Raw genomic sequence first — 25,691 nt, forward strand, 5'->3', positions numbered from 1 at the left:
AGTTGCCTCTCACATAAGCGCTCCATTAAATGATTTATCGTTTAGTAACGAGTATCTTCGAATCCACAAAATGCGTCTACTGGAGATACACCTTTGAATTCTGAACGGCCTAAGAATTTATCTACTAAAGCCTTCATTGTGAAATCTTTGTTATCATAAGCATTGATGTACGTTTGTACTTGTGGAACATCAGCTAAATGGAATGGTGATTGCAATGAAACGAAGATCGTTGGCACTTCGTGTACATAGAATGGAATATCTGGAGTTCCTTTTGAAGCTGGCCACTGGATACGTTGATCTGTATTTGGATTAACGATAGCCAAGTTGATGATCAAATCATAGTTTTCGGTTAATTCAGCAATTGGACGTTTTTGAGCATATACGTTTGCTAATGCTGCTTTTCTTTCTTCTTCAGGCATTTTCATGATTTTTTCTTCAGCAGCTTCCCAAATACTTACTTCAAAACCTTCTGCTTCAAGTAATTCTTTCATTTTAGCAGATGGACGAACATTTTCGCCAATCATTGCACCAAATCCACCTTGTGTCCCCTTAACGTCTACTAGCAATATCCGTTTTTTGTCTTCTGGAGAAATCGGGAAGATATTCTCTTTATTTTTGACTAAAGTGATTGCTTTATCAGCAACTTCTTCTGCAATTTTTGGTTTTCAGGAAGACCAATTTTAGCCATTGCTTCTTCTTTAGAAGGCAAAATTTCTGTTTTAGCTTTTTTGTGCAAGCCTAAAGCAGCTTTTGTTCCTAAAATGCGAGTCAACGCTTCTTTTAGACGTTCTTCAGTGATTACACCGTTTTTGTAACCATCCATCATCCATTGGAAGTCTTCGTCTGGATCGTTGAAGAATAAGAATAAATCAGATCCCGCAGCAATAGAAGCTGGAAGCATGTCTTTACGTTTCATAGCACCTGTTAAAGCAACCATGTGGCTAGCGTCTGTGACGACTAAGCCACTGAATCCCATCTTATCTCTTAATAAGTCTGTCAAAATGTATTTGCTCAGAGTAGCTGGCAAGTTTGCTTCTTGCACTGTTGCTTCAGGGTTGAAGTGACGTACGTAAGAAGGTAATGAGATGTGTCCAACCATGATAGATGGAAGTCCAGCATCAAATAATGAACCGTAAACTTTACCAAAAGTAGCATCCCACTCTTCTACAGAGTAGTGGTTAGGCGCAAATGATAAATGTTGGTCACGCTCATCGATTACGTCTCTTGGGAAATGTTTTGCAGCTGGAGCGATACCTCTTTCTTGAATTCCTCTCATATATTCTAGAGAAAGTTCAATAGTTTGATCCACATCTGCACTCCAAGTACGCGTTGAGATGATCGGGTTACGCCAGTTGCGTAAAAGGTCAACGATCGGAGCAAAACTCCAGTTACATCCAATAGCTGCAGCTTCAACTCCCGAAACTCGTCCCATCTCGTAAGCGAACTTAGGATCATTTGTAGCAGCAATTTTTACTTCGTTACCGATGTATGTTCCATCAGTACTTGCGCCGTTTCCGCCCATTTCAGTGTTAGCGGCGATCAACAGTGGAATTTTACTGTTCTCTTGTAAAATACGGTTTTGTTCGTAAACTTCATCTGATTTACCAGGATTGTAACGGACTCCACCAATATGGTAATCATTTAAGACACCTGTTAAATATTCTTCAGTACGGCTTGAACCCATTTAATAAATAATTGACCAATTTTCTCTTCATCTGTCATGCTTTCAATCGTATTTTCTACTCATTTAATGGATTCAGCGTCTAAGTTATACGGTTTTGCAGTTAAATCAACTTTCATTTTTTAAATCTCCCTTCAATTTATAAAACGTTTTCTATATCATTATAAAAGAAGTAACCAAATATCACAATACAAAACTTGGTTTTATTTTAAAAAAATCATTTCTTTTTCATAATCGTTTTTACAAGACAAAAAAACTTACTGTATATTGAATGAACTTATACAGTAAGTTTAGTAGTACCCATTATTTTTTATTTCTTTCATCGTCCACAATATCATCTAATGGTCTAGCATTTGTTTCTTCTTTGACTACTCCATAGATCGGTCCTCTATCTACAGAACCATTCAATAAAGAATCTTCTTCCATTTCAATGTCGGTCTGTTGAGCTTGTGATTCCGTATCTGCTCTATCACTAATAGACGTTGCACTCTTCTCCACAGCATTTAAATCAGTGTCATTTACAATGACTACATATTTTCCATTTATTAAATCTTCTTCAAGTTTAACAGCCTCATGCATCTCAATTCCATACTGCTCTAAAGTCGCTTCCTCACTTGGTTTAGCAAACATGCCTTTAAAACGATCCCAAGCTGTTTTATCCTCTACGGTATCTACTTTATCTACTTGGACAGATGTTAAATCTTCTAGGTTTTCGTGATTTTTCCGATTTGTGACTACTGTGATATCTCCTGATAAATAGTACCCTTCATTCAGTAAACGACGAACTGCTTGTATTGTTTCATCTATTGAAGCGTAAGAACCTTCTACTTTTTTCGCCATCATTATCTGCCTCCAGTTCACTTAAAGAAATAGGGTTATCCGTTAATAATTTCTCCACCGTTGACATGAATCATTTGACCTGAAACATAACTAGAATCAGAACTTGCAAGATACACATAAGCTCCTGCCAACTCGTAGGCTTTCCCTGGTCGACCAAGAGCCCCGCTCTCTCCCCAAGTTTCCAATTGCTCTTCATTGAAAGTAGCGGGAATCATAGGAGTCAAAATCGGACCTGGTGCAACTCCATTTACACGAATTTTTTTATCTAGTATTTGCGAATGTTGCGATAAGGCTCTTGTAAAACTTACTACCGCTCCATTAGATGCAGAATAATCAAGAAGGATCGGTTTACCTTTATAGGCTGTAATGGATGCTGTATTGATGATTGAACTTCCTTCAGATAAATATGGAAGAGCAGCTTTGACAAAGTAGTGCATACTGTATACATTCGTCCGGAAAGTACGGTCTATTTGTTCAGCTGTGATATCTTCGATTTTTTCTTGTACATGTTGTTCTCCGGCATGGTTTACCAAGACATCAATTTGTCCCCATTCATCTGTCACTTCTTTAACCACTTGTACGACAAAACCTTCGTCACCTACATCGCCTTTGATTGCTAGAACGTTCACTCCCAAGTCTTTCAGACGATCTTTTGTTTTTTCGGCATCTTCATCATTTTCATGATAGACGATTGCCACGTTAGCTCCTTCTTTCGCAAATGCAATAGCAGTCGCTCGTCCGATACCACTGTCTCCACCTGTTATAATAGTGTTTTTGTCTTTCAGCTTTCCAGCTGGTTTATAATTCGGATCTTCAGTTTCAATTTCTTGAGGTACATCTGCTGTAGCGTCACTCATCAAATATCCTTTTTTTGGTTCTTGTGATGTCCATTCTTTGTTTGTCATTATTTATCCTCAACCCTTCTGATATTTTACTCTGTTTAACATTCATTTACTTGTTTTTCATTTTAAAGATAACAAAAAGCTTTTTTAGTTACAAAAAAGACGCTTGTCATATGATGAATAATAAAAAGAAGTTAGAAAATTTCTAACTTCTTTTTATTCACAATTTAAGTGATGTTAAATTTCTTAATGATTATTTTTTTCAGCATCATCAGTGTTTTTTTCGCCACTTTGGATATAAGTGTCGTCATTATTTGATTCATTATCTGGTTTATTGACATAGTCGGATGAGTCATCCGCATCATTTCCAGCATTGCCGGCTGTATAGCCTGTGTTGATGTTGTCTGGATAAACATGGTTTCCTTCATCTACAGTGACACTTGTTTCATCGCCCGTTAATTGAGGAGCCTCTTCGTCTTCTAACATATTGTCATTTTCATTATTCTCTGCAGATTCTTGAGCATTTTTATTTAATTCTTTGTCATCCATGAGTGTTTCCTCCTTATTTTCGTTTGGTTTATCCTCTCGAGCAGATTGAGCTTTAGTTGGATCAAAAATTTCTTCATCTCCTGGAGAAGGTTCATAATCTTCTTTCATTGTCTCTTTTGAAGCAATGATTGCTGGATCTTCTTGTTTTACTGTTGCAGCTTGCTGTTGAGTTGATGACTCTTTTTGCGCAACTAACAGCAAAATGTCCCCATTTTTCAAAGCTGAGTTGTATTGTTCCGCATCACTTTCAGCCACGTCATATTTTGTGAGCGGCGTATTCGATTCATTAGTATCATAATTTCCAAAAGTCAACATTTCTTTTGCTTTCTCCCAAAAAGAACTTCCTTCATCGGGGTCAACAGTATCTACCTCTACTAAAGTTAGATCATCTAATTCTTCTTGGTGTTTTGAGTCATTATCTGTGACAACGACCATTTCTTCAGCCTTATATCCTTCATTCATCAGTCTTTCTACTGCTTTGATCACTTCTGATGAAGTTTGGTAAGTTCCTTCTACTCGTCTTTGCATTCTTCTCACGCTCCAATTTAGTTAAAACAAATTTTTGGTTCATATTAAAGACTACTTAAGTTCAAGGTAAGCATATCAAAATCCTTTATTCTCTTCAAAGAAGATGACTCGCAGATAAAGCCTTCAGCCTAAATCAGCGCGGAAGGAAACAGTTGAAAACTGGATTACGTTACTAAGCATGTAAGCAGTCATGACAACCTTACACAAATCAGAAAAGGAGGAATGATTTATGCAAAGAGAATGGAATAAAGGTGCGATTGAATTGTATTTTGAAGATGTTGAAAACGAGGAATTTCTTCGTCGAAGCTATCCAAACACTATTGAAAATGTCTCCCCAGAACAAGTCGAAGGCTTCACTGCAGCTATTGAATCTTTATCTGGATTAAATCTAGGTCACACAGTAATTGTCGAAGAATACAAATACACTCGCTAACCGCACGTAATAATATTAAAAGGAGGAATAAACCATGGCAAAAACGTTAGAATTGAAGTTTGGAACAAGTATCAATAAAACAAAAACAATTAGTGTGAAAGACCCGCTTCTTGATGTAACTTCTGAGGCTGCTCAAAAAGCAATGGCAGATATCATTCGCTTGAATATGTTTGACATTGAAGGTGTTAATCCTTATGCAACCAGTCTTTCAGCTCGTTATGTGGAACGATTAGTAACGGATATTTTCGAAACAGAGTAATGGTTCGTCCGTAATAAATTTGTCTTTATACCGAAAACTGGACCAAGCTTATTGGTCCAGTTATTTTTATACCCTATTTTAAAATAAGGAGGTCGTCTCTATGTACACGATCGAAAAACAATTGGTCCCTATCCATCAAAAGCCTCTGCTGGAATCAAGATTTATTATTGCCCATGAATCCGGAAACCCAGCTAATACAGGTAAAAACGCTCTACTCAATGAAGTCTCCTATATGTCTCGAAAAGCTGAGGAAGGGGGTTCTTTTACGAGTCATTGGGTAGGAAGCGGAGGGAGAATTATTCAAATAGCCCAAACCGGAAAAATCCAATATGGTGCAGGAGCAAAAGCCAATCCTTATGCTTTTGCTCAAGTCGAATTAGCCCGAACAACAGACAAAAAACAGTTCGCTAAAGATTATCTTGCTTATGTCTGGTTATTAAGACAGTTAGCTACTGAAACCTCCATCCCTTTTACATTAAATACGGGACATTCTATTGAAGATAAAGGCATAAAAACTCATCATTGGGTCAGCCGCAACTTAGGAGGAACAACACATACTGACCCGGACAACTATCTGGCCAGTTTTGGGGTCACGTTGGCCCAATTCGCGCGGGATCTTTCTAAGGGATCCAGCAGCTCTTCTAAAGAACCAGTTTCTCAATCACATTTGGTTAAAAGAGGAGATACCCTGTGGAGCATTGCTGAAAAATACCAAACGACTGTTCAATATTTGGCAGCAATCAACCATTTGCCTTCTGAAGTCATTTACACCGGGCAAATGCTCAGGCTAAAAAAAGACAGCACCATCACCAATTCAGAAATCATTACTCAAATCCAACGAACGATAGGTACTGAACCAGACGGTCGTTTTGGTTCAAACACTAAGACGGCTCTTTTGAAATTATACCAACGTACCTATGGCATCTATCCAACTGGTATTTGGAACGATTCCCTGTCTCTTTCTGCACGCGTCTTAAGATCCGGCAGTAAAGGATGGGATGTGTATGCTGTACAAGCTCTGTTGTATTGTTTGAATTACAAAAATATAGGAACTCTCGATAAGGTGTATGGTCCCAAAACTGAAAGTGCCGTTCGCTTATTTCAAAAGCAACATCATTTGCAAGTAGATGGGATCTTCGGACCCAAGACTCAGAAAAAACTCTTTAGTTGAAGACGTAGACAGCAGCACAAAAAAGAAGCTAGTCTGTTTCCAGACCGGCTTCTTTTTATAGGTTGAAAAAATCATATTGCTGATACAAGTGATCAATGGCTTCTTTTGATTTTTCCAGTTTCTGTATACTGGCTTGGTAGTAATTCGTCACGTATGCGTAAAATAAAATATCGATCGCATACATTTGTGCCAGTAATGAAACCGTTGCTCCACTTCTTAGTGGAGGCTCTTGAGCAAAGGCTGTTTTTAACGACACATTCGTTAAAGTACTTAATGTGTTCTCAGTGTTGCGCGTCAGCGAAATCGTCTGGACTCCGAACTCTTTTGCCATCTTCGTCAAAGCTAACACTTCGCTTTTTTCCCCTCCATTAGAGATGCCTAAAAACAACGCTTTATCGTCTGCCACGGCTAGTGCAGTTGACAATACGTGTTGGTCTTGAAGAACGATCACTTTTTTGCCTATCCGACTGAACTTTTGTTGAAAGTCTTCAGCCACAATACTGGAAGCCCCTACCCCAAATGGATAAATCACTGAACTTTCATAAAATAATTTAGTAGCTTGAGACACAGCTTTTGGATCTAACGTGTGGTTTGTCTCTTTGAATACATGATGAGTATTCACCAGAAGCTTCTTTTTGATCTGTTCTAAGTCTTCACCTGGAACGATATCTGTGTAGACATTATCATTGATCCCTTGTAAATCTGCTGATAGCTGCAGCTTTAAATCTACAAAACCTTTTAACCCGATGGAACGGCAAAACCGAATGACCGCTGCCGAACTGGAATCGGCTTTTTTTGCCAACAACGATGAATTCATATTGATGACAGATACAGGATCTTTCAAAATCACTTCAGCAATTTTTTTCTCCGACAATGGCAAAAAGGCTTTTTTTTCTTTTATCTGCAGTAAGATATTGTTTAACATATACTTTCCCCTTTTGGTCCTGCTGATCAATTTGGACTATATAGACACTCTATAAAAAGAAAAGGCACCTAAACTGATTTCAGTTAGTTGCCTTTTACAGTTACCTTTATAGTATAAAGCTTAAACGCTTAATAGTCGACTACCGTTTCGCCATCTATTTCAGTAGTAGGCAATTCAGTCGCTTCCATAGCTTCTGCAGGTACTCCAAAGAAGTAAGTTGCTGCAAAACCTCCAGCGTAAGCTGCCAATAATCCTAATACATATCCCCACCATAGACCATCAGCAATTAACGGAATCAAAGCTACCCCGCTTGGTCCGATAGCAGTAGCGCCGACTCCACCGATCAATCCGATAACAGCACCACCGATTCCTCCACCAATACATGCTGTAATGAATGGACGACCTAATGGTAATGTAACAGCGTAGATCAACGGTTCGCCAATTCCTAAAATTCCTACTGGCAATGACCCTTTGATCATATTTGTTAATTGTTTATTTTTGCGGCATTTTGCCCATAATGCAATTGCTGCTCCAACTTGACCAGCGCCGGCCATAGCTAAAATTGGCAGTAGTAATGTTGAACCTTGAGATGCAATCATTTCAATATGGATCGGTGTTAAGATTTGGTGTAAACCAAACATAACCATTGGTAAGAAAGTAGCTCCTAATACGAATCCTGCAAATGCACCACCAACATTCAATACCCAAGTAATAGCGCCTACTAGAGATGTAGAGATGAAACCAGCAATTGGCATGATTAAGAAAATAGTAATCAATCCGATAACTAATAAAGCAATTGTGGGTGTTACAATAACATCCAATGAATTCGGTACGACTTTGCGCAAGTTCTTTTCAACAATAGACAATAGCCATACAGCTAATACGACTCCAATTACCCCACCTTGTCCAGCTGCTAAAGGTTGACCAGTAAAAATATTTGGCAATGGAAGTTCTGGTGTCATCCCTGTTAAATAAATGATTCCAGCCACAACTCCACCTAAACCTTCTGTAGCTCCAAATACTTTTGCTGCGTTGATCCCGATATAAATATTTAAATAGCCAAAAAGTCCGCTTTTAATAATGTTTAAGACCATGATACTGTATAACCATGCTTCTCCTTCGATCATACCTGCTGTCATCATGTTTTGGAACACTGAAGCAATACCACCAATGATACCCGCTCCAACGAATGCTGGAATTAATGGTACAAAGATATTTGCGATTGATTTTAAAGCACGCTTGAATGGAGTATTATTGCGTTTTTTTTGTTCAGATTTAGTAGCTGCAGCCTTTCTTTCTGCTTCAGCTTTCCCTGAATTGACACCTGAAGAATCTACTTCAGCCGGACGTCCTTTTTTCATTTGAGACATTTCATTGGCTACTTTAGTAACGATTCCAGGTCCTAAAACGATTTGCAATGTATCATCTTCTACTACACCCAAAACACCGTCGACTTTTTTCAAATTTTCAATGTCGACTTGGTCGTAATCTTTGATGTCTAAGCGGACGCGAGTCATACAGTTGATGACATTCCCCACGTTACTCATCCCACCAACTTGACTGTAGATGTCTTTAGCTAATTTTTCTTCTTTTGCACTTGCCATTACTCTTCCTCCTCTTATTCTATACTTTATTTATTCATAGTATTTCTAACAAATCCCTGCGATTCTACTAACTTTTGTTCAGCTTCCTCTTTAGTAGAGTCAGTCAAGATCATAACAATAGCTGTTTTTACTTGTTGATTTGCACTTGTAAAGGCTTGAGAAGCTTGTTCATAAGAGCAATCCGTTGCTTGCATGATGATGCGTTTTGAACGTTCTACCAATTTTTCATTAGATGGTTTTACGTCCACCATCAAGTTTTGATACACTTTTCCGATGCCGATCATTGAACTGGTAGACAACATATTTAACACTAGTTTTTGTGCTGTACCGGATTTCAGTCTAGTTGAACCAGTTAAAATTTCAGGTCCTACTTCTACTTCAATAGGTAAAGTCGCATAGCGGCTGATCTCAGCATCTTTATTACAGGAAAGAGAAGCAGTTGTTGCTCCGATTTCATTTGCATAAGTCAATGCTCCGATAACGTATGGTGTTCTTCCGCTGGCTGCGATTCCTAAGACTACGTCATTTTCAGTCAATTCAATGTGTTGCAGATCTTCTTTTCCTAAAGTAGCAGAGTCTTCAGCGCCTTCAACAGCAACGGTCATCGCTTTCATTCCGCCAGCAATCAAACCTTGTACCATAGTCGGATCTACACTAAATGTTGGAACACACTCAGCTGCATCTAAAACACCTAGACGTCCGCTGGTACCGGCTCCCATATAAATCAAACGTCCTCCTTTCTTAAAGCTTTCAATGATGGCTTCAGCTACTTTTGAAATTGACGGCAGTTCTTTTTCAACTGCATACGCAACTTTTTTGTCTTCCTCATTCATTAACTGTACTACTTCACTTGTAGTCAGTTCATCTAAATTCATTGTTTGGTGATTTCTAGTTTCTGTGGTTAATTTATCTAAATTCACTTATATTCTCCTCTTTTTAAATCATTTGTTCTTTCAACTCAAACTCTCCGCCTGCAAAGCACCAATCTAATAAATGCAAGTCCTCTGCTCTAACATGCGCTGCAACGTTGACTTTTTCATCTTTAGGTAAATCATGAACGACAACTTGTATTTCCCCCATATATCGTTGGTAGTTCTGATTGTCTATTGTTACAGAACCGCGTACTCGCTCAATCGTTGCATGTGGATTGATTTGAGGAACATCTCTGAACCGAGCATCTGCACTTCTCAACACGTCTTTAGCTGGGTCCCACCGGTTTTGATGCGTTCCTAAAACGGTTTCAAAATACGGTGACTGATTTACAGATTCAACAAAATACACGATCGTACTGTCCGAAATATATCTCTGGAATTGGTATATCGTCGTTTCTGTTATTTCCGGGTCTCCAATATACACTTCATCTACGAAACATTCTGTTATCAATTCAATGGCTGCAGCCAAAGGATGTTTGCCTCGGTGATCTTCTAATGTCGGCAACTGTTTATACAGAGGACCTCTCAGCTGTTTATCTCCAGGAACAAATGCAGCTACTGTAAAGCCGGTCTCTGCCAACCACTGATTTTTCTCTTTTAGTACTTCCTTCGCTAAACCCGTTTCAGGTCTGGGATAATAATTGTGCATAGCTACCATACGAGGAAAACTTGCTCCATAATGGTTCAACTCTTCAATATCGTTCTGAGTGATTGTACTAGCATTTAAAACGATATTTAATTCATGAGACATAAAAGCAATTTCTTGGTTTGAAAAACCGTAATCGACTCTAAGACCGTTTACCCCTTTTTCTTTCAATCGTTTTAATCCATCAACTGAAAGGTTAGAGACTCCAATCTTAGCCAAAGCTCCTTTAGAAACATCTGCTACTAGTTCCATTTCTAGTTCTTTCATTACTAATCCCAACTCAGCCAATCTTTCTAAGTATTGATCGGCATTTTCTTCTGGAATATGTAAGGAAGTAAAAACTTTTGTGAAACCTGCTTCTTTCATTTGCTTCAAATACCTTTTTCTTTCTTGAGTCAACTCGTCACCTAAGAATACAGATAAGCCAAACATGGCATTCCTCCTTACAGCGTTTTCATTTGCAACTTCATATTAACACACTGAAATTTTATTTCAACTACTTTTTTTGCACTTGTCAGATATACCATTAAAATTTAATGTAGTATTATCGTTTAAGTACATGACATAACAATGTTATACCTTTTTCAAAAATGTATCCGTTTCACTTTCGATAATCACTTCACACCTCTTTTATTTTCGATTTAATATGTTATCATGAAATAAAATTTCAATTTAGGAGAGATGACATGACTAAACTTTATTTTGTTCGCCATGGAAAAACAGAATACAATCTTGCTGATCGAGTACAAGGCGGAGAGGTTGATTCACCGCTTCTTCCAGAAAGCAAAGAAGATGCCATCAAAACTGGTATCGCTTTGAAAGACAAAAGAATCTCACACGTGATTGCCAGCCCGCAACACCGTGCAGTGGAAACCTCTGAATTAATTACCAATCAATTTGAACATCCCTTTACAGTTCATTTCGATGAAAAGTTTAAAGAATTGAAATATGGTGACTGGGAAGGAGCTTTTATCCCACAATTAAAGCAATCTTTTCCAGAAATGTTTCATCACCTAAGAGTAAGACCAGAGTTGTATGATCCAACTGAAATTGGAGGCGAAACTTACCTCGAATTAGTCAAAAGAGGTATTGCAGTGGTAGAAACAGCCTGTGCAGCTTTCCCAGGAAAAGATCTTTTGTTTGTCGGTCACAGCATCACAATTACTTGTACCATGCTTTCCCTACTCAAAAAAGAAACCAAAGATCTGCGTTCTTCCCCTCCGCTTGAAAATACGAGCATTTCAATTTTGAACTTGACTGATGGTCATTATTCTTTAGAAAAATGGAATGGCATCGACCACTCAGCATAGCTGCTGAAGGATTGTTGGTGATTTACATTCACCCACTAATTGCATCCAAAAGCCTCTCTTATTTGGAGAGCCTTTTTTCGTTGCTTATTCATCATCGATTTTCATAAACAGAACTTTCACTGTGGTCATTCATTTATTATTTCGTCAATCTTTCGTAACATTTGCATCTTTAGTTTTCTTGTTTTCATTATTTTACACAATCGTGTTTACAGAAAAAAACAAAACTCTTATAATCTGATCTCTAAAACAGGAAAAATATGCTATACTGATTAAGGCTATTTGAGGAAAGCTGAAGTTTTTTTAAATAAATGATAAAGACACGATCGGTCTTTGTTTGGGAGGATGACCGTTAAATGAAAGGAGAACAAAACGCAGTGATTGTATTGGCAGGAATGATTGGCGCAGGAAAAAGCACTTATACCGCTTTGATATCCGAAGCACTTGGCAGTGAGGCATTTTATGAAAGTGTAGACGACAACCGTATTTTAGAAAAATTTTATGAGGATCCGAAAAGATGGGCTTTCTCGCTGCAAATTTATTTTTTAAACACTCGTTTTAGAAGTATCAAAGATGCTTTTAAACATAAAAATAACGTCTTAGACCGTTCTATTTATGAAGATGCTTTATTCACGCGCATCAACTATGAACAAGGCAATATGAGCGAACCGGAAATGGATACTTATTTAGATTTGTTGGAAAACATGATGGAAGAATTAGACAGCATGCCAAAAAAATCTCCAGATCTATTGATTTATTTAAGAGGTTCTCTAGATACCGTTCTAGAACGCATCGAAAAACGCGGGCGCGACTACGAACAAGTCGAAAAAAATTCAGGTCTGTTAGACTATTACAAACATTTACATAGTCGCTATGACGGCTGGTTCAATGGGTACAATAAGAGTGCTACATTAACGATCGACATTGATCAATACGACCTAGAAAATCCCGAGCATGCTGAAGCGATTATTGATATGGTAAAAAAACGATTGAACGAAGTACGCAGTGAAACTGAAACTGCTCCTGTCGTTTCTCCATAACAGATAAAAAAGACACTGAGAGAAAATCTCAGTGTCTTTTTTAATGAATAAGAATCTGTATAACTTCTTTACACTTCAAATCATGTACATATCATCAAGTGGATGTTCTGTTTCTTTCCATTTGCTCCATACAACTATTTTTTTGCTGCTATTTTAACCGACTAAGAGATGTCTTGTTTCTTTATCCATACACAACCAATCGTTTGAGAGGCAGGTACAACTGCTTGATATCTTCCATGATTGTCATACGCTTTAAAGAATAATTTTCCGTCTTGATTGTATCCATATGCATACACCAACAACCAATGATTTTTATAGTTGCTGCCGAATAACTTGGCTGTGCCGACCGCTAGAGGCATAGGATTTGGCTGATTCAAGACATTCACCACTGTTGTTTCCGGAACTAAACTCATTTTTACTTTCAATTCAGGGATATCTCTCAAGACATAATCCAATCCCCATTTTAAATCCCAAGGAAAAGTTCCCTTATATGGAAACAAATCATCAATGACCGATTTTAAGCCGTTCAATAAATTGTCTTTGGCTAAATCAACTTTATATTCTTGTAAAAAAGTATCATGGACTAAAGCTGCACTTGCATAAGTCCCACAAATCCCTGGTTTTACGCGATTGATCCATGTTCGGTATTTTTTAAATCGATAGGGTTTTAACCCTACCCACTTTATTGGAGAAGCAGTTAAACTTTTTTCTTTCATCCCTGTACCATCCCTTGAATATTGGTTAAATGATGTTATCGACTTCATTGTTACTGTTAATATACCATACCACACCCGTTACAAGACAGTAGTAAAAAATCACTAGAAGTCCTATGAGAACTCCTAGTGATTCATCTACTAATCTATGATCTATGCTACGTAAGCCCGGCATACTTCAGCACATTCATGACAGACTTTTGCGCATTCTTGGCAATGATCATGGTCGTGTTTCTGGCATTCATCTCCGCAAGCTTGACAAATCTCTGCACATAACTGAATCAATTCTTTTGTAAATCGACTCTCTCTACTAGAAAAACTTGCTACTAAACCGCAAATATCTGCACAATCTCGGTCTAAACGAATGCATTCAGCCATCATTTTTACATGATCTTCTTTCAAACAAGCACTGAAACACTGGTTACAGGTCTCTTGACACTCTAACGCTTTTTGAGCCACTTCTTCTATTGTTGTATTCATACTGCGATCCCTCTTTCATTTTTTAGTTTACAAATTCAGTATAAATAGTCCGTAAAAATAATTCAAATCATACGGGTTAAAAAAGAGCTCTCACTTTTTAGTGAAGAGCTCTTGAATCAGACACTTTAATTTAATGGATTATTTTCTTGAATGTATTTTTCTAACTCATCACGTGAAGGCAACCCTTCATTATCGCCTTGGTTTTGTACTTGCAATGAACCTATAGCATTCCCACGAAGTACGCTATTTTCCATGTCTAATCCATCCAAGTAGCCGCTGATGACTCCAACTGCGAATCCGTCTCCAGCTCCTACTGTATCAACGATTTCTTTCACTGCAAAACCAGGCACATTTTTCATTTCTTGACCTTGTTTTTTATAAATGCACCATCAGAACCAGTTTTAATCACAACATATTCTACACCCATGTCTAAATAAAATTGCGCGATCGTTTCTTTGTCTCTAGAACCCGTTAATTTTTCGCATTCACTGATTCCTGGAAGGACCACATTTGCATAACGAGCCATGTTGTTCAATACTTTGATCATCGTTTCTTCATTTTTCCATAACTCAGGACGCATATTCGGATCGAAAGTAATGAAACTACCTGCTTCTCTCGCTTTTGCCATCAAATGGTACACCGCTCCGCGAGTCACTCGATTTACAGCAGGAGGTATGCCTGTCACATGCAATAAACGCACCTCAGAAAAATCGATATCCATCACATCTTCAATGGAGAAGTTTGTAAAAGCACTGCCTTTACGGTAGTAAGCTGTAATAGGATCGCCTTCTTTAGTTTTGTTCTTCAACATGATCCCTGTATTCAGTTCTTCATCAAATGTAATATGTTCTGTACCGATTCTTTCATTTTGCAGATATTTATAAATATATTGTCCAAATGGATCTTTTCCTAATTTCGTAAGAAAGTCCACTTCGAATCCAAGTCTGGCCAACCCTGTTCCTACATTGACTTCAGCACCAGCGATCCCTTGGAAAAGGTCTTACCGTCTTCCAATTCTCCATATTCATTTGAAATAAACAACCCCATTGGTTCCCCAATCAAAATTACATCACTCATTGATTTCGTCCTTTCTGTTCCACTCTTCTACTCTTGTAGATTTTCGTATTTTCAGTTCTCCAGGTAATTCCTTATATATAATGGAATACTCTTCTTTGTCTTCATTGATTTTTTGGACCAGTAAAGATGCACTTTCTTTCCCCAAACCATAAGAATTTTGAGCAACCGTTGTGATCCCTGGACTAATGATGGAAGCAGCCAAAATATCGTCGAATCCGCAAATGCCATAATCGACAGCTATTCTTTTCCCCATTTTTTCGATTTCTTTCAATACGTTCAGTAAAATCAAACCATTTGCAGCAATCAAAACTCGAGGTTCGGGCAGCTTAAAGAAACTTTCTATCGCTTCAATCAACAAGTCAATTTGTCCTTTCGCCATCACATATTGTTTCATCTCGATTTCTGAATGGTCTTTTAAGACATCTTCTAAAGCTTGGGATCTACTTTGTTGAACGGTATTGGATTTTATAGTCGGCGTAAAATAGCCAATTGAAGCAAAGCCCTCTTCCACCAAATGTTGCGTCAGCTCTTTGCTGAGATCGTAATTATTTGAGGTGATACAGTCATAGCTTTTATCCGACATGGATTTGTCTAACAATACAATGGGAACGTGTTCATTTTTCAACGATACTAAATAATCCTCATTCTCTCCTACTGTATTGATGACCAATCCATCTACTCGATTATCTAAAAAACGTTGGATATGCTTTTGTTCCCGTTCTTTTGAGCCGTCGGAAACGGCCACCATCAAAGAATAGTTCAACTCATTCGCACGGTCTGATAATCCCTTAATGATCGTGTTCGAAAATGGATTTTCAATATCTGCAATGACTGCTCCAAGGAGCATACTTTTTTGTGATTTTAAAGACCGCGCTATATTGCTTGGTCGGTACTCCAATTCTTTAATCACTCTTTCAATCGTCTGACGAGTATCTGCTGACATATAATCGAATTTCCCGTTCAAATAACGAGATATAGTCGTTCCACTGACGTTTGCTGCTTTAGCAATATCTTTTAAAGTCACTTTCTTTTTAGCCAAAATGCCACACCTGCTCTTTTACTGAATTATTTTGTGTATCGATTTCGTTAATCGATTTTAGAAATCGTTATCATTTATTTAAGTGTATGCTTTAAAAGATAGTTTGTCAACTCGTTTCCGGATTCTTCTTTATTTAAAAAAGATCAGCTCAGCTGATCTTTTACATCATCTTTTTCGCAACTGGTGTGAGCTTAATATGGTGGAGTGGAAAAACACGAGAAATATTCAAGTAGATAAAATTCATCATTGGAGCAAATAACAACGCACCGATGATTGTCCCTTCACGTATAAAGAAAGAACCGCCAAATAGCAAAGAAAGTGTTAAAGAGGCAATAATAAGAATGATGTCTGCGGATTGTCTGATTTTTCCAAAACTAGCTTTTGCACGCTTACTGATGACCATACACAGAGATTCTAATGGGAAACTGACGAAGTCTAACGCTGTACACAACCCTACTCCTAAAGCAGCTGTTAAGTTGCCTAAGATGACCAATAAGACATTCATATAGTATTCTTCTAAAACAAGAGAAGGCAATACAACATAAACCATTGTATTGATAACTTCGCCGATTAATAGAGATAAAGGGATTTGCATCAACTGAAACAGTTTGAAATCACGTTTTTGAATTATCCATTGCACAAATACCAACAATACATTAATGATAACTGAGACGGTTCCTACTTTGATCGTAGTCAATTCACTGATTCCGCTGTTGAAAGCATCTACTGCTGAAACGCCTATAGCCGCTTTGATACACAGACTTCCGCCTATACCTACTAAAGTTGTGCCTAAAACTACACAGATCACATTCATCATTATTTTTCTCGTCACACACTTCACTCCTGTTCCATTCTATTACCCAACACTATACGTAAAAGAACTGATGAATTCAAGGTAGAATACCAAATACACCAAATTGTCAGATTTGTACTTTCATTTCAAATTCAGATGACATATGTATTTCCTGACCAGTTGATTAGATAAACGCACTTTTTTGCATGCTTTTAACGTACAGAATTGTTTGAATAACACCAAAAAGGCAGCTTTTTTTTCAGCCGCCTTTTTGGTGTTTAGCATAGAATCTTTTATTTCGATTCTGCTAGTACTTTATTTAATTTATCTGGATAATTTGTAATGATGCTCGTCACATTAGATTGGACCAAGTTTCTCATTTGCTCTTCTTTATTAACTGTCCAAGTGTTGATCTCTAAATGACTCTCTTGTAAATCTTTTAGAACTGCAGGATTTTGTAATGTATAATGAGCCGGATGAACGCATTCTACCCCAACTTTCTTAGCGTATTCTCCAAAGTCAACAATCCAATCCGAAGATAATAAGCCGCATTTGATTGTCGGATCTAATGCTTTCAATTTCTGGATAGTGTAATGGTTGAATGAAGAAAAAATGATTGTATGCTGCAGTCGGTACTCTTGAATGAGTTCTACGACCTTTTCTTCAATACCTGGATATTCGAATACATTTGTTTTCAATTCTATATTGGTTGCTAAAGGTTTTTCTTTTACCCAATCGAAGTATTCTTGTAATGTGGGTATTTTCTCCCTGTCACGAATTTCCGGGAACTTATGTGCCGCATTGAGTTCCTGCAGCTCGTTTAACGTTTTGTCTTTGACATAACCTTTTCCATCCGTTGTTCTATTGACAGTGGTATCATGAATCACGATCAACTCTTCATCTTTGGTTAATTGAATGTCTATTTCGATACCGTCGACTCCTACTTCGAAAGCTTTTTGAAAAGCCAGCATAGTGTTTTCCGGGTATTTTCCACTGAATCCTCTATGAGCAAAGTTCAAAGGTTTCTTTTGCAATCTCTCTTCAACTCCTTTTTTATTGCTACACGTTTAGTATATCACTTCTATCATCATATCCTATGTAATTTACCTATGTCTCATTCTGACAGAAAAAAACAGTGCTAGCTGTTCGCTCACACTGTTTTTGCTGACTCTATTTTTTATTTTTGTTAAAGCTATTTGTAGTTTTCTTAAACTTCTACAGCTGCTGTTTTTTCCAACTCATTTTTCAAATACGTTGCTAATTGCAACATAGCATATTTGCCAGCTTCTCTTTCGGCGTCTGCATTGTAATTTGTATTGGTGTTTACATCATACGCATACGTTTGACCGTTTTCGGTTTCGATGAACTCAATCGCTGCCACGTCAATACGTTGTTGTTTTAAGAATGCTTCGTATAAGTCGATTTGAGCTTGTGGTAATCCATCTTCTTTGATTTTAAATTTACTTGGTGTCAACTCTTCAGGTTCTTCTGCTGGGCACATTTCTGTTCCAATAGGAATTTGGCAATTATCTGCTGGACAAAGTTCAAAACCATCACTGGAATCAACTTTTACAGCATAAAAGAATTTTCCGCCAATAAATTCAGAACGGACAATGTTTCCATCAGCTGGGCGAACGTATTGTTGGATCAAGCTGATTCCATCAATAGAATCTTCAAATTCCGGCCCATAAACATAGTCTTTCAGATCTTGGATTGTATACATCAAACGTACTCCGAGCCCTTTTCCGGCACGATTGTGTTTGATGATAAATGGAAAACGATTCAACTTTTCAGCTGCTTGGATAATATTTTCTTTTCCTACAGCACCAATAGTTTCTGGGGTGTTGATTCCGTTTGTTTTCAATGCTAAATGTTGTTTTAATTTGCTGACTTCTAATTCAATTGCTCCGGTACCATTGATTACTGTAGCTCCATAGCTTTCTAACCAATGCAATAAGTTGTCTGTCAATTCTGGAGCATAACGATGACCTCTGGTATGAGAAGAAGCACTCATACGATTATAAAAAATACCTTCTGGCGGTGCAACTTGAATATCTACTAACCCTTCAGATAGATCCCAGTTTTCATAAGGTACGTTCAATTCGTCTAATCGAGCTGTCAAGTGTCTTGTCCAATCATCATTTTCGTGAATAATATAAACTTTTTTCATATTTCATGTCCACTCCATTTCTTATCTTCTTATTTTACCAAATTTGAGCTCTCTTTTTCATTTAAAACGCCTGAAGGAACAAATTTCCCTTCCGTTTTCGCGATAACTACTGGTGCTAATGCATTTCCTACAACGTTTAGCGCTGTACGTCCCGCATTGACAAAAAAGTCGATCGATACCAGCAGCGCAACTCCTTGTGGCGGCAAGCCTAATTGAGTAGCAGAAGCTAATAAAACAACAACTGCTCCTGATGGGACTGCTGCAATACTTTTAGTGATAATGGTAAGGAAAAAGACCAATGCGATATAATCAGTGACGTTTAAAGAAGCACCGTATAAATTCACTACAAACATGACGGCTAATGTCGTATAAACAGCTGCTCCTCCAAGATTAAAGGAATAACCCAGAGTAGTAACAAACGACGCCACTGAACTCGGAACACCGAACTTCTTCAATCGATCAATTAAAGATGGCAACACTACACTGGAACTGCCGGTTGAAAAAGCTAATAAAGATAAATCACTTGTTTCTTTTAACAGAGAAAAATATGGAACCTTAAATCCTAGACCGATTATCGGGTACACTACAAATGCTACAATAGCATACGCTAGATAGGCCCAAATAACAAACTGACCTAGAGACAATAAATTACTGACTCCGTAAGTAGCCACATCATACGCTAAAAATCCAAATACTCCAATCGGTGCAACGGCAATCGCGTAATTGACCATTTTGAACATAGCACTTATCCAAGCATCAAAAAAATCTAATACTGGTTTTGCTTTTTCTTGAATAGTGACTAGAGAAATACCCAAGAAAATACCGAAGAAAATGATCGGCAATAAATTGCCGTCCGCAAACGCTTGGAAAACATTGCTTGGGATGATTCCTAAAATGAATGTTCTAAAATCAATACTGTTGGCAATCCCATCCAAAGCTTCCGTACTGATGGAATCGATCAATAGACCGTTCCCTACGTTGCTCAAAGCACCGATAATCAGCGTTAAGACAATCAAGAATGTCGTTACCACAAAAAAATACGCAAAAGATTTAAATGCAACATTGCCGAATCGTTTTGCTTTGCTGATTTCTACAATCGCTAATACGATCAAAGGAAAAATCAACGGCACAATGACCATTTGAATAAAATTCATAAATAAAGTACCTAAAAATTCCATTTCCATTCCTACAGCTGGGCTTAAATAACCTAATAAAGTCCCGATAACGGCTCCTATAACCACTTGGATCATTAGGCTGGGCCTTTTCAATTGTCCTCTTTTTTCCACATTCTTCCACTCCTCTTTATAAAACAAAAAAGTGCATGAGAAAATAAATTCTCATGCACAGTCTATGTTCATAATTGGTTTAATCTAAAAAAGCCTACAGTTTTCCCTGAAAACCGTAACATTCTGTTATTTAACAGAACACAAAAAGACTATTTAGCTGAAAGAAACCGCATACGATGTCAACTGATTACATGAGTTTTTGATACAACATGAACAACAACAGTTAAACATCAACATTTGGTTTCCTCCTTTTTTATTGAATCATTTTTTATGTTTCGTTTGTTTAAGCGCGCACTTAAGTGAAACTGGAACAATCTTAACAAAGGTTCACTGATTTGTCAAACATTAAAACAGCCAATTTTTGACACTCATTAGTAAGGAAGAATGCTGTATTTTTTTAAAAAAGTAGTCATTCTTTCTGATGATGGAGTAACTCAACATTTTCCAAGTAAACGGCCGACTATATGCCCTTAAAGATAATTTGTAAAGTATTCTTTTGATTTCTATGGTACGTTCTGTCCCAGATAATGATTCATCCGTAATAATGCCTGGGATGAGTATATCCAATAGGAATGTTTCATAAGCATTTTTTCCAAAACTATCTCGATGCTCTGACAACCACTCTTCACTAAAACGCCAATGGTTCGCTAGTCCAATCCGTTTTTCTTTTGGCACATCTGAATGATAGATCACCATTGGTTGATTCACTTGAAGAACTTGCAAATCAGGTAGTTGATCTACTTTCAACAGCCAGTCCCAGTCTTGGTGTTTGGGCAGTCCTTTTGTGAAAGGATATTGCAACAGCAAATGTCTTGGTGTGAGGATGGTTGAAGTTTGAATCAAACCGATTCTTTTTAATCCATTCGCTTCAAATAAGTAGTCAGCTATTCTTTCTTTACGACTATCTAAATAACTTACGATCGGCAGTTGTTTGTATTTTTTTTGATCGCTCGATTCATAGACATAAATGGACGTAAAACAAACGAACGAGTCTTTTTCAATTAAAGTATATTCTTTAATCAAATTTAATTGAGCAACAATTTTATCCCCTAACCATTCGTCATCGTCGTCCAATAACGCGATAAAGTCTCCTTGAGCTTTTTGGGCGCCGATATTCCTAGCTTCACTTCCCCCTACTTTCTTTCCTGTTTCGATCCATTGCAGAGAAATCCCACTTTTATTTTTGTAAGAATCTATCAGTTCAACAGTCTTGGATGACATTCCATCTATGACCACAATAATCTCTAAATTGTCATAACTTTGTTTCAACACACTTTCTATAGCTCTCTTTAAATAATATGGCCGTTCTATAGTTGGTATGATGACACTGACTAAAGGATGATCCATTTAACTTCTCTCCCCTCAGGTCCTTTTACTGGCTATCCTCGTACTAGTCGATACAAATCATACGAATATTGAGTAAAAGATCTATTTAATGAAAAGCTGTGAAGCAGTATTTTATCCACTAATTTAGCTTGTTTTAATTCCGAACTGCCTTTCAGCGTTCGAAAATGGAGATTAAAATTTGAAACCAATTTATTTTTGTATTCTTGATCGATTTGATTTTTACTGTGCATCAAATCAATGTATAAAAAAATACAGATTTTGCATAATTCAATTCTTGCCCAGTTTTGATATTGAGGCGAGTGAAGCAAACACTGCTGCAACAAATATTCTCCGGCTTCTAATCGATCAAATTTTTTCTCGGTGAATTGAGCCCCCATGATACTTTCTTTTCGCTGCAAATAATGATAATGACACTTAGGAGTGTTCACCATTCTTTGTATGTGCAGTAAAGCGTCTGTCAAGATAAAAACATCTTCATTGTTCTTACCGACCTTAAAACGCAGTTCTTCAAATAATTCAACTTTATACAATTTATTCCACACCACAGAACTAAATTCATTTGTTATATAATACGCTTTTTCAACTTCTGATTTAGTATCGAATCGTCTGTCCCCAAAGTGGATTTCACGTGTGATTTTCCCTTGCTCGTTGATCAATGTATAGCCGCATTGTACAACCTCTGCTTGATAGGAGAGAGCTAAATAAAGCATAGACTCATACATGTGACTATCGATCCAGTCATCACTATCGACAAATCCAATAAACTTTCCTTTAGCATTATCTAATCCAACATTTCTAGCGGAACTTAGTCCTCCGTTCTCTTTATGGATAACTTTTACTCTCGAATCCAGAAAAGCATATTCCTCACAAATAACTCCAGAGCTGTCCAGCGAACCATCATCCACTAGAATCACTTCAATTTGTTTATACGTTTGGTTTAATATGCTTTCAATGCATCGTTGGACATATTTTTCAACATTATATACTGGAACAATGATACTGATTAAAGGATTCATTAATATGACCTCCCATTCATCTGGTTCTTAGTTACAAAGCCTGCATCCCCTACAGTTTCTATAGAACTGATCACTCCAATAACATTCCAGTTTAATAACTGAGGAATCATCTTTTCAGTACGGATTTTTTGATCTGCTAAAGTCATGATCAGTGCATAAATGGTTCCGAAAAGCATCCCAATCAATCCACCCAAGATTGTATGGAAAGGCACATTTGGATAGATAGAAGAGGAACTGCTTTTTGCTGGAGATAAAATAGCTACATTTTCTATACTGATCACTTCCATGATATTTTTTTGGAATGAAGCAGCTATTTCGTTAGCAATCAATGCGGCTTTATCTGGGTGATCTGCAAAAGCTGTCAGAGAAAATACTTGAGAATTTTCTTCGATTGTGACTTCAATTTTTTTTTTCAATTCCTCTGCCGTAAATTCATTCCCTAGATTTTCTGCCGCATCATTTAATACTATAGAATCTTGTATTACATCCCGGTAGGTTTGAATCATTCGCAGATTGGTTTCGATTTCTCCTAATTCTATCGCTTGAGAATCCGAAACCCCTTGACTGACCAAAAGATTGGTAGAGGCTGAGTATTGCGGCGTCATAAGATATGTACTAGCTAGAAAAGCTGCTATTGCAAAAGCAGCACCACCAATAAGCAGCACATACCAATTATTTTTAAGGACCAATAAAAGTTCCATTAAACTAATCGTACTTTTCATCCGTATCCCTCCACTTATTCTGTTCTTCATCTGTCTGTTTTTGTTGTGTGGTTTTTTTCCTTTAGTTCTACCGAATACCACACTGCCATCCCTAGCAGAAGCCAAAAAATACGGGAATTATTAAAAGAGAGGGACAGCGAACTGACTAAAAAAGCAACCAGCATTTCTTTTGTAGTAAGGTGGACTTGTTTATTTTTCCCTTTAGAAACCGAAATAAAAAATACTCGAGTAATGTAATACATCATAAAAAGGGTTATAGGTATACCCCATTCTCCTGCCATTTGCAAATACGTATTGTGAGCAAGATTTCCCATAGGGCTCATCCCTTGAACAACCGTTAAGTAGTTGGCTGTATTTCCTACTCCTAATAAAGGAAATTCTTGAATCAAATCCATTGCGATGACCCATTGCTCCTCCCGCCCAGACCCATTTGCTGTAACGGCTTGGTCAAAGTCTGTCAGCAAGAGTTCTACTCTGGAAAAAACTGGGAACTTATCGGAAATCATTTCTAAAGAGCTGCTTAAAATCGCTTGGATATTTGGAAGAAAGAAAAACACCACAAACAAGCAAATGAGGTTGAAAATCAGTTTCCTCACTTCAATTTTGCCTTCCAGAAAAGTATTGAACATCCAAAAGACGAGCAAACATCCTAATGTAAGAAACCCAGTTTTCGAACCGGAACTAAAAATAGAAAGAATTAGTATAGAGATCGAACCGATTTTGAATAAACTAGGCAGAGGTTTATAACGCAATAGGATCGCTATCGCTGCACATTGAATGACCGAAAAGTAATTTGGATCATTCATCAGCCCCTTCAACCTCACTTGTTCATAAAATAATAAATCGACCATTTGAGGAATAGGCACAAGAGAAAAAATAATCCCTAAACAACCCAATATTACGGCTGCGATCGCAAACCATTTAAAAAGCTTTTGACTCAATCCGTTTTTTGCGATCAAGTAGCCAACCAAAAAATACAAAAAGCTGACCACTACCTTGATATAATCCGTCAATACAGCTCCTGCATAAACAGGGATTTGGTATAGATTCGGGATGACAAATACCGCATTTATAAAAATCACAACTGAAAAAAGCAAAAATACCAAGATGTGAGTGGATGATACATGGAACAAATTATAATTGATCAGCGCTCCAATAAATAAAACAATGAAAAAATCAGCCAATGAAATATTCATTCCAAATAGTACATCTGATTGATTCAACAAGGCTCCTATGAAACACGTCATCACAATCAGTACACTGCTTCCTGTAGAACTTTTAGTGGATTTACCGAGTTCTATGGGTCGTGAAACCATCATTTAAAGACTCCTTTCTTTCCTATAAAAGGTTACTTTTTTACAACATCAACCCCTTAAGAGTACGTTTTACTTTTATAGGGGTGATGCCTTTAAGCCGTTTGACATGATACTGAAAGGCTTGTTTGTAATTGGCTTTATTGATTTCGACTGTTTCATTAGAGGAGTAAAATCCGTAAGCAGAAATGACAAAAGCTTCTTCTTTTGTCAGTGAGGAAGGGGGCGTTGGGAAAGCACGTTTTTGTAGATGGATATAACTGTATTCTCGTTGCTGGATTTCTCCATTCTCTTCCCAGCATTTGTAAACATGTCCGTTTCTCCATTGGAAGAACTGATTTTTATGATGCTGATCATCCCCAAACAACACATTTCTAAAATAAGGTGACTGAGGAAGAATATCTGCGTATTGAGGATTATTGTATTGTCGCAATCCATATTTTTCGTACAGCAAATTGATTCCCCACTCATCAAAGTACATCACTTCAGGAACTTGAATACAGTACCTGAAGCTCGTATCTTTATCTCCTATCAAATCGAATGAGTGATTGACTTTTTTAGTATTCCGGTAAAGGATAAGATGTCCGTCCATAAAAATCTTATCGTGTTCGGCTAAAATTTCTTCTGTAATGAATTGCCTTAAATCGCCAAAGATCAAATCAATGTCACAATGTCCCCAGAAATCATACTTCTCTAAATAATCAGCAAATATTTTCCCGTAAGCAGGTTTGTAGTCGCATAATTTATACGGATCGGGTAAAGCAGCTGAAGTGTTTAATTTGTAAGAAATCAGGCTTTTCAACTGATCGAATGTCATAGGCACTATTTTCACGTTACTTGGTAATTCGTCGACTTCATTATCTGTAAAAATCAACCAATCGATAGATGGATTGAATGCACAGCTTTTCAAAAATAAGTCAAAATAGTTAGGGAATTCCCCGAAGTACGGCACAATTAAACCGATTTTTTTCATTTAAT

Annotated in this window: 26 protein-coding genes and 1 pseudogene; 5 read left to right on the forward strand and 22 right to left on the reverse strand. The window is 37.4% G+C overall.

Annotation, left to right across the window (positions count from 1 at the left end; translation table 11 throughout):
• Positions 1–41: 41 nt before the first annotated feature.
• The 4 genes and pseudogenes from LMF32_RS13240 to LMF32_RS13255 form a co-directional block, all read right to left on the reverse strand.
• Positions 42–1,800 (reverse strand): annotated as a pseudogene (locus LMF32_RS13240) (glycoside hydrolase family 3 N-terminal domain-containing protein).
• Positions 1,801–1,984: 184 nt separating this feature from the next.
• A complete protein-coding gene (locus LMF32_RS13245) occupies positions 1,985–2,521 on the reverse strand; it encodes a general stress protein (RefSeq protein ID WP_230525031.1) in 537 nt (178 codons plus the stop codon).
• A gap of 35 nt (positions 2,522–2,556) precedes the next feature.
• Positions 2,557–3,426: an SDR family oxidoreductase gene (locus LMF32_RS13250; protein WP_230525032.1), complete on the reverse strand. Its 870-nt coding sequence runs from the start codon at positions 3,424–3,426 to the stop codon at positions 2,557–2,559.
• 183 nt (positions 3,427–3,609) lie between these two features.
• On the reverse strand, positions 3,610–4,440 hold the full coding sequence (locus LMF32_RS13255; RefSeq protein WP_230525033.1) for a general stress protein: 831 nt from the start codon (positions 4,438–4,440) through the stop codon (positions 3,610–3,612).
• 229 nt (positions 4,441–4,669) lie between these two features.
• Here LMF32_RS13255 and LMF32_RS13260 point away from each other — a divergent pair, with 229 nt between their 5' ends.
• From LMF32_RS13260 to LMF32_RS13270, 3 genes are all read left to right on the forward strand, one after another.
• Positions 4,670–4,873 carry a hypothetical protein gene (locus LMF32_RS13260; protein WP_092479572.1) on the forward strand — a complete coding sequence of 68 codons (204 nt, stop codon included), beginning with the start codon at positions 4,670–4,672 and terminating at the stop codon, positions 4,871–4,873.
• Between the two features lie 34 nt (positions 4,874–4,907).
• Complete coding sequence (locus tag LMF32_RS13265) at positions 4,908–5,132, forward strand: DUF2922 domain-containing protein (RefSeq protein ID WP_092479571.1); 225 nt, start codon at positions 4,908–4,910, stop codon at positions 5,130–5,132.
• 100 nt (positions 5,133–5,232) lie between these two features.
• Complete coding sequence (locus LMF32_RS13270) at positions 5,233–6,303, forward strand: peptidoglycan-binding protein (RefSeq protein ID WP_230525034.1); 1,071 nt, start codon at positions 5,233–5,235, stop codon at positions 6,301–6,303.
• Between the two features lie 55 nt (positions 6,304–6,358).
• On the opposite strand, the gene LMF32_RS13275 is transcribed toward LMF32_RS13270, so the two are convergent.
• The 4 genes from LMF32_RS13275 to LMF32_RS13290 all read right to left on the reverse strand — a co-directional run bounded on the left by LMF32_RS13275 (position 6,359) and on the right by LMF32_RS13290 (position 10,842).
• Positions 6,359–7,228, reverse strand: coding sequence for a MurR/RpiR family transcriptional regulator (locus LMF32_RS13275; RefSeq protein WP_092479569.1), 870 nt, complete (start codon positions 7,226–7,228; stop codon positions 6,359–6,361).
• A gap of 128 nt (positions 7,229–7,356) precedes the next feature.
• Positions 7,357–8,832 (reverse strand): PTS transporter subunit EIIC, encoded by a 1,476-nt coding sequence (locus LMF32_RS13280; RefSeq protein ID WP_230525035.1) that lies wholly within the window; start codon positions 8,830–8,832, stop codon positions 7,357–7,359.
• A gap of 26 nt (positions 8,833–8,858) precedes the next feature.
• Positions 8,859–9,752: an N-acetylmuramic acid 6-phosphate etherase gene (murQ, locus tag LMF32_RS13285; protein ID WP_092479567.1), complete on the reverse strand. Its 894-nt coding sequence runs from the start codon at positions 9,750–9,752 to the stop codon at positions 8,859–8,861.
• 16 nt (positions 9,753–9,768) lie between these two features.
• Positions 9,769–10,842, reverse strand: a complete 1,074-nt coding sequence (locus tag LMF32_RS13290) for a MupG family TIM beta-alpha barrel fold protein (RefSeq protein WP_230525036.1) — start codon at positions 10,840–10,842, stop codon at positions 9,769–9,771.
• A gap of 254 nt (positions 10,843–11,096) precedes the next feature.
• Here LMF32_RS13290 and LMF32_RS13295 point away from each other — a divergent pair, with 254 nt between their 5' ends.
• Positions 11,097–11,720, forward strand: coding sequence for a histidine phosphatase family protein (locus LMF32_RS13295; protein ID WP_230525037.1), 624 nt, complete (start codon positions 11,097–11,099; stop codon positions 11,718–11,720).
• A gap of 353 nt (positions 11,721–12,073) precedes the next feature.
• Positions 12,074–12,757, forward strand: a complete 684-nt coding sequence (locus LMF32_RS13300) for a deoxynucleoside kinase (RefSeq protein WP_092479564.1) — start codon at positions 12,074–12,076, stop codon at positions 12,755–12,757.
• Positions 12,758–12,918: 161 nt separating this feature from the next.
• Here LMF32_RS13300 and LMF32_RS13305 read toward each other — a convergent pair whose 3' ends face one another.
• The 14 genes from LMF32_RS13305 to LMF32_RS13370 form a co-directional block, all read right to left on the reverse strand.
• Complete coding sequence (locus LMF32_RS13305; protein ID WP_230525038.1) at positions 12,919–13,473, reverse strand: dihydrolipoamide dehydrogenase; 555 nt, start codon at positions 13,471–13,473, stop codon at positions 12,919–12,921.
• Positions 13,474–13,623: 150 nt separating this feature from the next.
• On the reverse strand, positions 13,624–13,950 hold the full coding sequence (locus LMF32_RS13310; RefSeq protein ID WP_092479563.1) for a four-helix bundle copper-binding protein: 327 nt from the start codon (positions 13,948–13,950) through the stop codon (positions 13,624–13,626).
• Between the two features lie 125 nt (positions 13,951–14,075).
• On the reverse strand, positions 14,076–14,309 hold the full coding sequence (locus tag LMF32_RS13315; protein WP_230525039.1) for a PfkB family carbohydrate kinase: 234 nt from the start codon (positions 14,307–14,309) through the stop codon (positions 14,076–14,078).
• Positions 14,306–14,902 carry a sugar kinase gene (locus LMF32_RS13320; RefSeq protein ID WP_230525040.1) on the reverse strand — a complete coding sequence of 199 codons (597 nt, stop codon included), beginning with the start codon at positions 14,900–14,902 and terminating at the stop codon, positions 14,306–14,308. Before LMF32_RS13320 ends, LMF32_RS13315 begins: the two co-directional genes overlap by 4 nt.
• Before the next feature lie 117 nt (positions 14,903–15,019).
• Positions 15,020–16,066, reverse strand: coding sequence for a LacI family DNA-binding transcriptional regulator (locus LMF32_RS13325; RefSeq protein WP_230525041.1), 1,047 nt, complete (start codon positions 16,064–16,066; stop codon positions 15,020–15,022).
• Positions 16,067–16,226: 160 nt separating this feature from the next.
• Complete coding sequence (locus LMF32_RS13330) at positions 16,227–16,898, reverse strand: hypothetical protein (protein WP_092479561.1); 672 nt, start codon at positions 16,896–16,898, stop codon at positions 16,227–16,229.
• 254 nt (positions 16,899–17,152) lie between these two features.
• Positions 17,153–17,893 (reverse strand): glycerophosphodiester phosphodiesterase, encoded by a 741-nt coding sequence (locus LMF32_RS13335; protein WP_230525042.1) that lies wholly within the window; start codon positions 17,891–17,893, stop codon positions 17,153–17,155.
• Between the two features lie 173 nt (positions 17,894–18,066).
• Positions 18,067–19,029 (reverse strand): alpha-L-glutamate ligase, encoded by a 963-nt coding sequence (locus LMF32_RS13340; protein ID WP_230525043.1) that lies wholly within the window; start codon positions 19,027–19,029, stop codon positions 18,067–18,069.
• Positions 19,030–19,058: 29 nt separating this feature from the next.
• Entirely contained in the window at positions 19,059–20,315 is a 1,257-nt protein-coding gene (locus LMF32_RS13345) for a dicarboxylate/amino acid:cation symporter (RefSeq protein WP_230525044.1), read from the reverse strand.
• 345 nt (positions 20,316–20,660) lie between these two features.
• Positions 20,661–21,662 carry a glycosyltransferase family 2 protein gene (locus LMF32_RS13350; RefSeq protein ID WP_230525045.1) on the reverse strand — a complete coding sequence of 334 codons (1,002 nt, stop codon included), beginning with the start codon at positions 21,660–21,662 and terminating at the stop codon, positions 20,661–20,663.
• A gap of 32 nt (positions 21,663–21,694) precedes the next feature.
• Positions 21,695–22,678, reverse strand: coding sequence for a glycosyltransferase (locus LMF32_RS13355; RefSeq protein ID WP_230525046.1), 984 nt, complete (start codon positions 22,676–22,678; stop codon positions 21,695–21,697).
• Positions 22,678–23,400, reverse strand: coding sequence for a Wzz/FepE/Etk N-terminal domain-containing protein (locus LMF32_RS13360; RefSeq protein ID WP_230525047.1), 723 nt, complete (start codon positions 23,398–23,400; stop codon positions 22,678–22,680). Before LMF32_RS13360 ends, LMF32_RS13355 begins: the two co-directional genes overlap by 1 nt.
• Positions 23,401–23,426: 26 nt before the next feature.
• On the reverse strand, positions 23,427–24,719 hold the full coding sequence (locus LMF32_RS13365; protein WP_230525048.1) for an O-antigen ligase family protein: 1,293 nt from the start codon (positions 24,717–24,719) through the stop codon (positions 23,427–23,429).
• A gap of 37 nt (positions 24,720–24,756) precedes the next feature.
• Positions 24,757–25,686, reverse strand: coding sequence for a DUF6625 family protein (locus LMF32_RS13370; protein WP_230525049.1), 930 nt, complete (start codon positions 25,684–25,686; stop codon positions 24,757–24,759).
• Between the last annotated feature and the right edge of the window lie 5 nt (positions 25,687–25,691).

Source organism: Desemzia sp. C1 (assembly GCF_020882875.1).
Classification (GTDB): Bacteria; Bacillota; Bacilli; order Lactobacillales; family Carnobacteriaceae; genus Desemzia; species Desemzia incerta.

Coding starts and splice junctions, on each gene's coding strand:
- LMF32_RS13245 (WP_230525031.1), bottom strand. CDS start 2,521: ATGGCGAAAAAAGTAGAAGGTTCTTACGCTTCAATAGATGAAACAATA.
- LMF32_RS13250 (WP_230525032.1), bottom strand. CDS start 3,426: ATGACAAACAAAGAATGGACATCACAAGAACCAAAAAAAGGATATTTG.
- LMF32_RS13255 (WP_230525033.1), bottom strand. CDS start 4,440: ATGCAAAGACGAGTAGAAGGAACTTACCAAACTTCATCAGAAGTGATC.
- LMF32_RS13260 (WP_092479572.1), top strand. CDS start 4,670: ATGCAAAGAGAATGGAATAAAGGTGCGATTGAATTGTATTTTGAAGAT.
- LMF32_RS13265 (WP_092479571.1), top strand. CDS start 4,908: ATGGCAAAAACGTTAGAATTGAAGTTTGGAACAAGTATCAATAAAACA.
- LMF32_RS13270 (WP_230525034.1), top strand. CDS start 5,233: ATGTACACGATCGAAAAACAATTGGTCCCTATCCATCAAAAGCCTCTG.
- LMF32_RS13275 (WP_092479569.1), bottom strand. CDS start 7,228: ATGTTAAACAATATCTTACTGCAGATAAAAGAAAAAAAAGCCTTTTTG.
- LMF32_RS13280 (WP_230525035.1), bottom strand. CDS start 8,832: ATGGCAAGTGCAAAAGAAGAAAAATTAGCTAAAGACATCTACAGTCAA.
- LMF32_RS13290 (WP_230525036.1), bottom strand. CDS start 10,842: ATGTTTGGCTTATCTGTATTCTTAGGTGACGAGTTGACTCAAGAAAGA.
- LMF32_RS13295 (WP_230525037.1), top strand. CDS start 11,097: ATGACTAAACTTTATTTTGTTCGCCATGGAAAAACAGAATACAATCTT.
- LMF32_RS13300 (WP_092479564.1), top strand. CDS start 12,074: ATGAAAGGAGAACAAAACGCAGTGATTGTATTGGCAGGAATGATTGGC.
- LMF32_RS13305 (WP_230525038.1), bottom strand. CDS start 13,473: ATGAAAGAAAAAAGTTTAACTGCTTCTCCAATAAAGTGGGTAGGGTTA.
- LMF32_RS13310 (WP_092479563.1), bottom strand. CDS start 13,950: ATGAATACAACAATAGAAGAAGTGGCTCAAAAAGCGTTAGAGTGTCAA.
- LMF32_RS13315 (WP_230525039.1), bottom strand. CDS start 14,309: ATGAAAAATGTGCCTGGTTTTGCAGTGAAAGAAATCGTTGATACAGTA.
- LMF32_RS13340 (WP_230525043.1), bottom strand. CDS start 19,029: ATGAAAAAAGTTTATATTATTCACGAAAATGATGATTGGACAAGACAC.
- LMF32_RS13350 (WP_230525045.1), bottom strand. CDS start 21,662: ATGGATCATCCTTTAGTCAGTGTCATCATACCAACTATAGAACGGCCA.
- LMF32_RS13355 (WP_230525046.1), bottom strand. CDS start 22,678: ATGAATCCTTTAATCAGTATCATTGTTCCAGTATATAATGTTGAAAAA.
- LMF32_RS13360 (WP_230525047.1), bottom strand. CDS start 23,400: ATGAAAAGTACGATTAGTTTAATGGAACTTTTATTGGTCCTTAAAAAT.
- LMF32_RS13365 (WP_230525048.1), bottom strand. CDS start 24,719: ATGATGGTTTCACGACCCATAGAACTCGGTAAATCCACTAAAAGTTCT.
- LMF32_RS13370 (WP_230525049.1), bottom strand. CDS start 25,686: ATGAAAAAAATCGGTTTAATTGTGCCGTACTTCGGGGAATTCCCTAAC.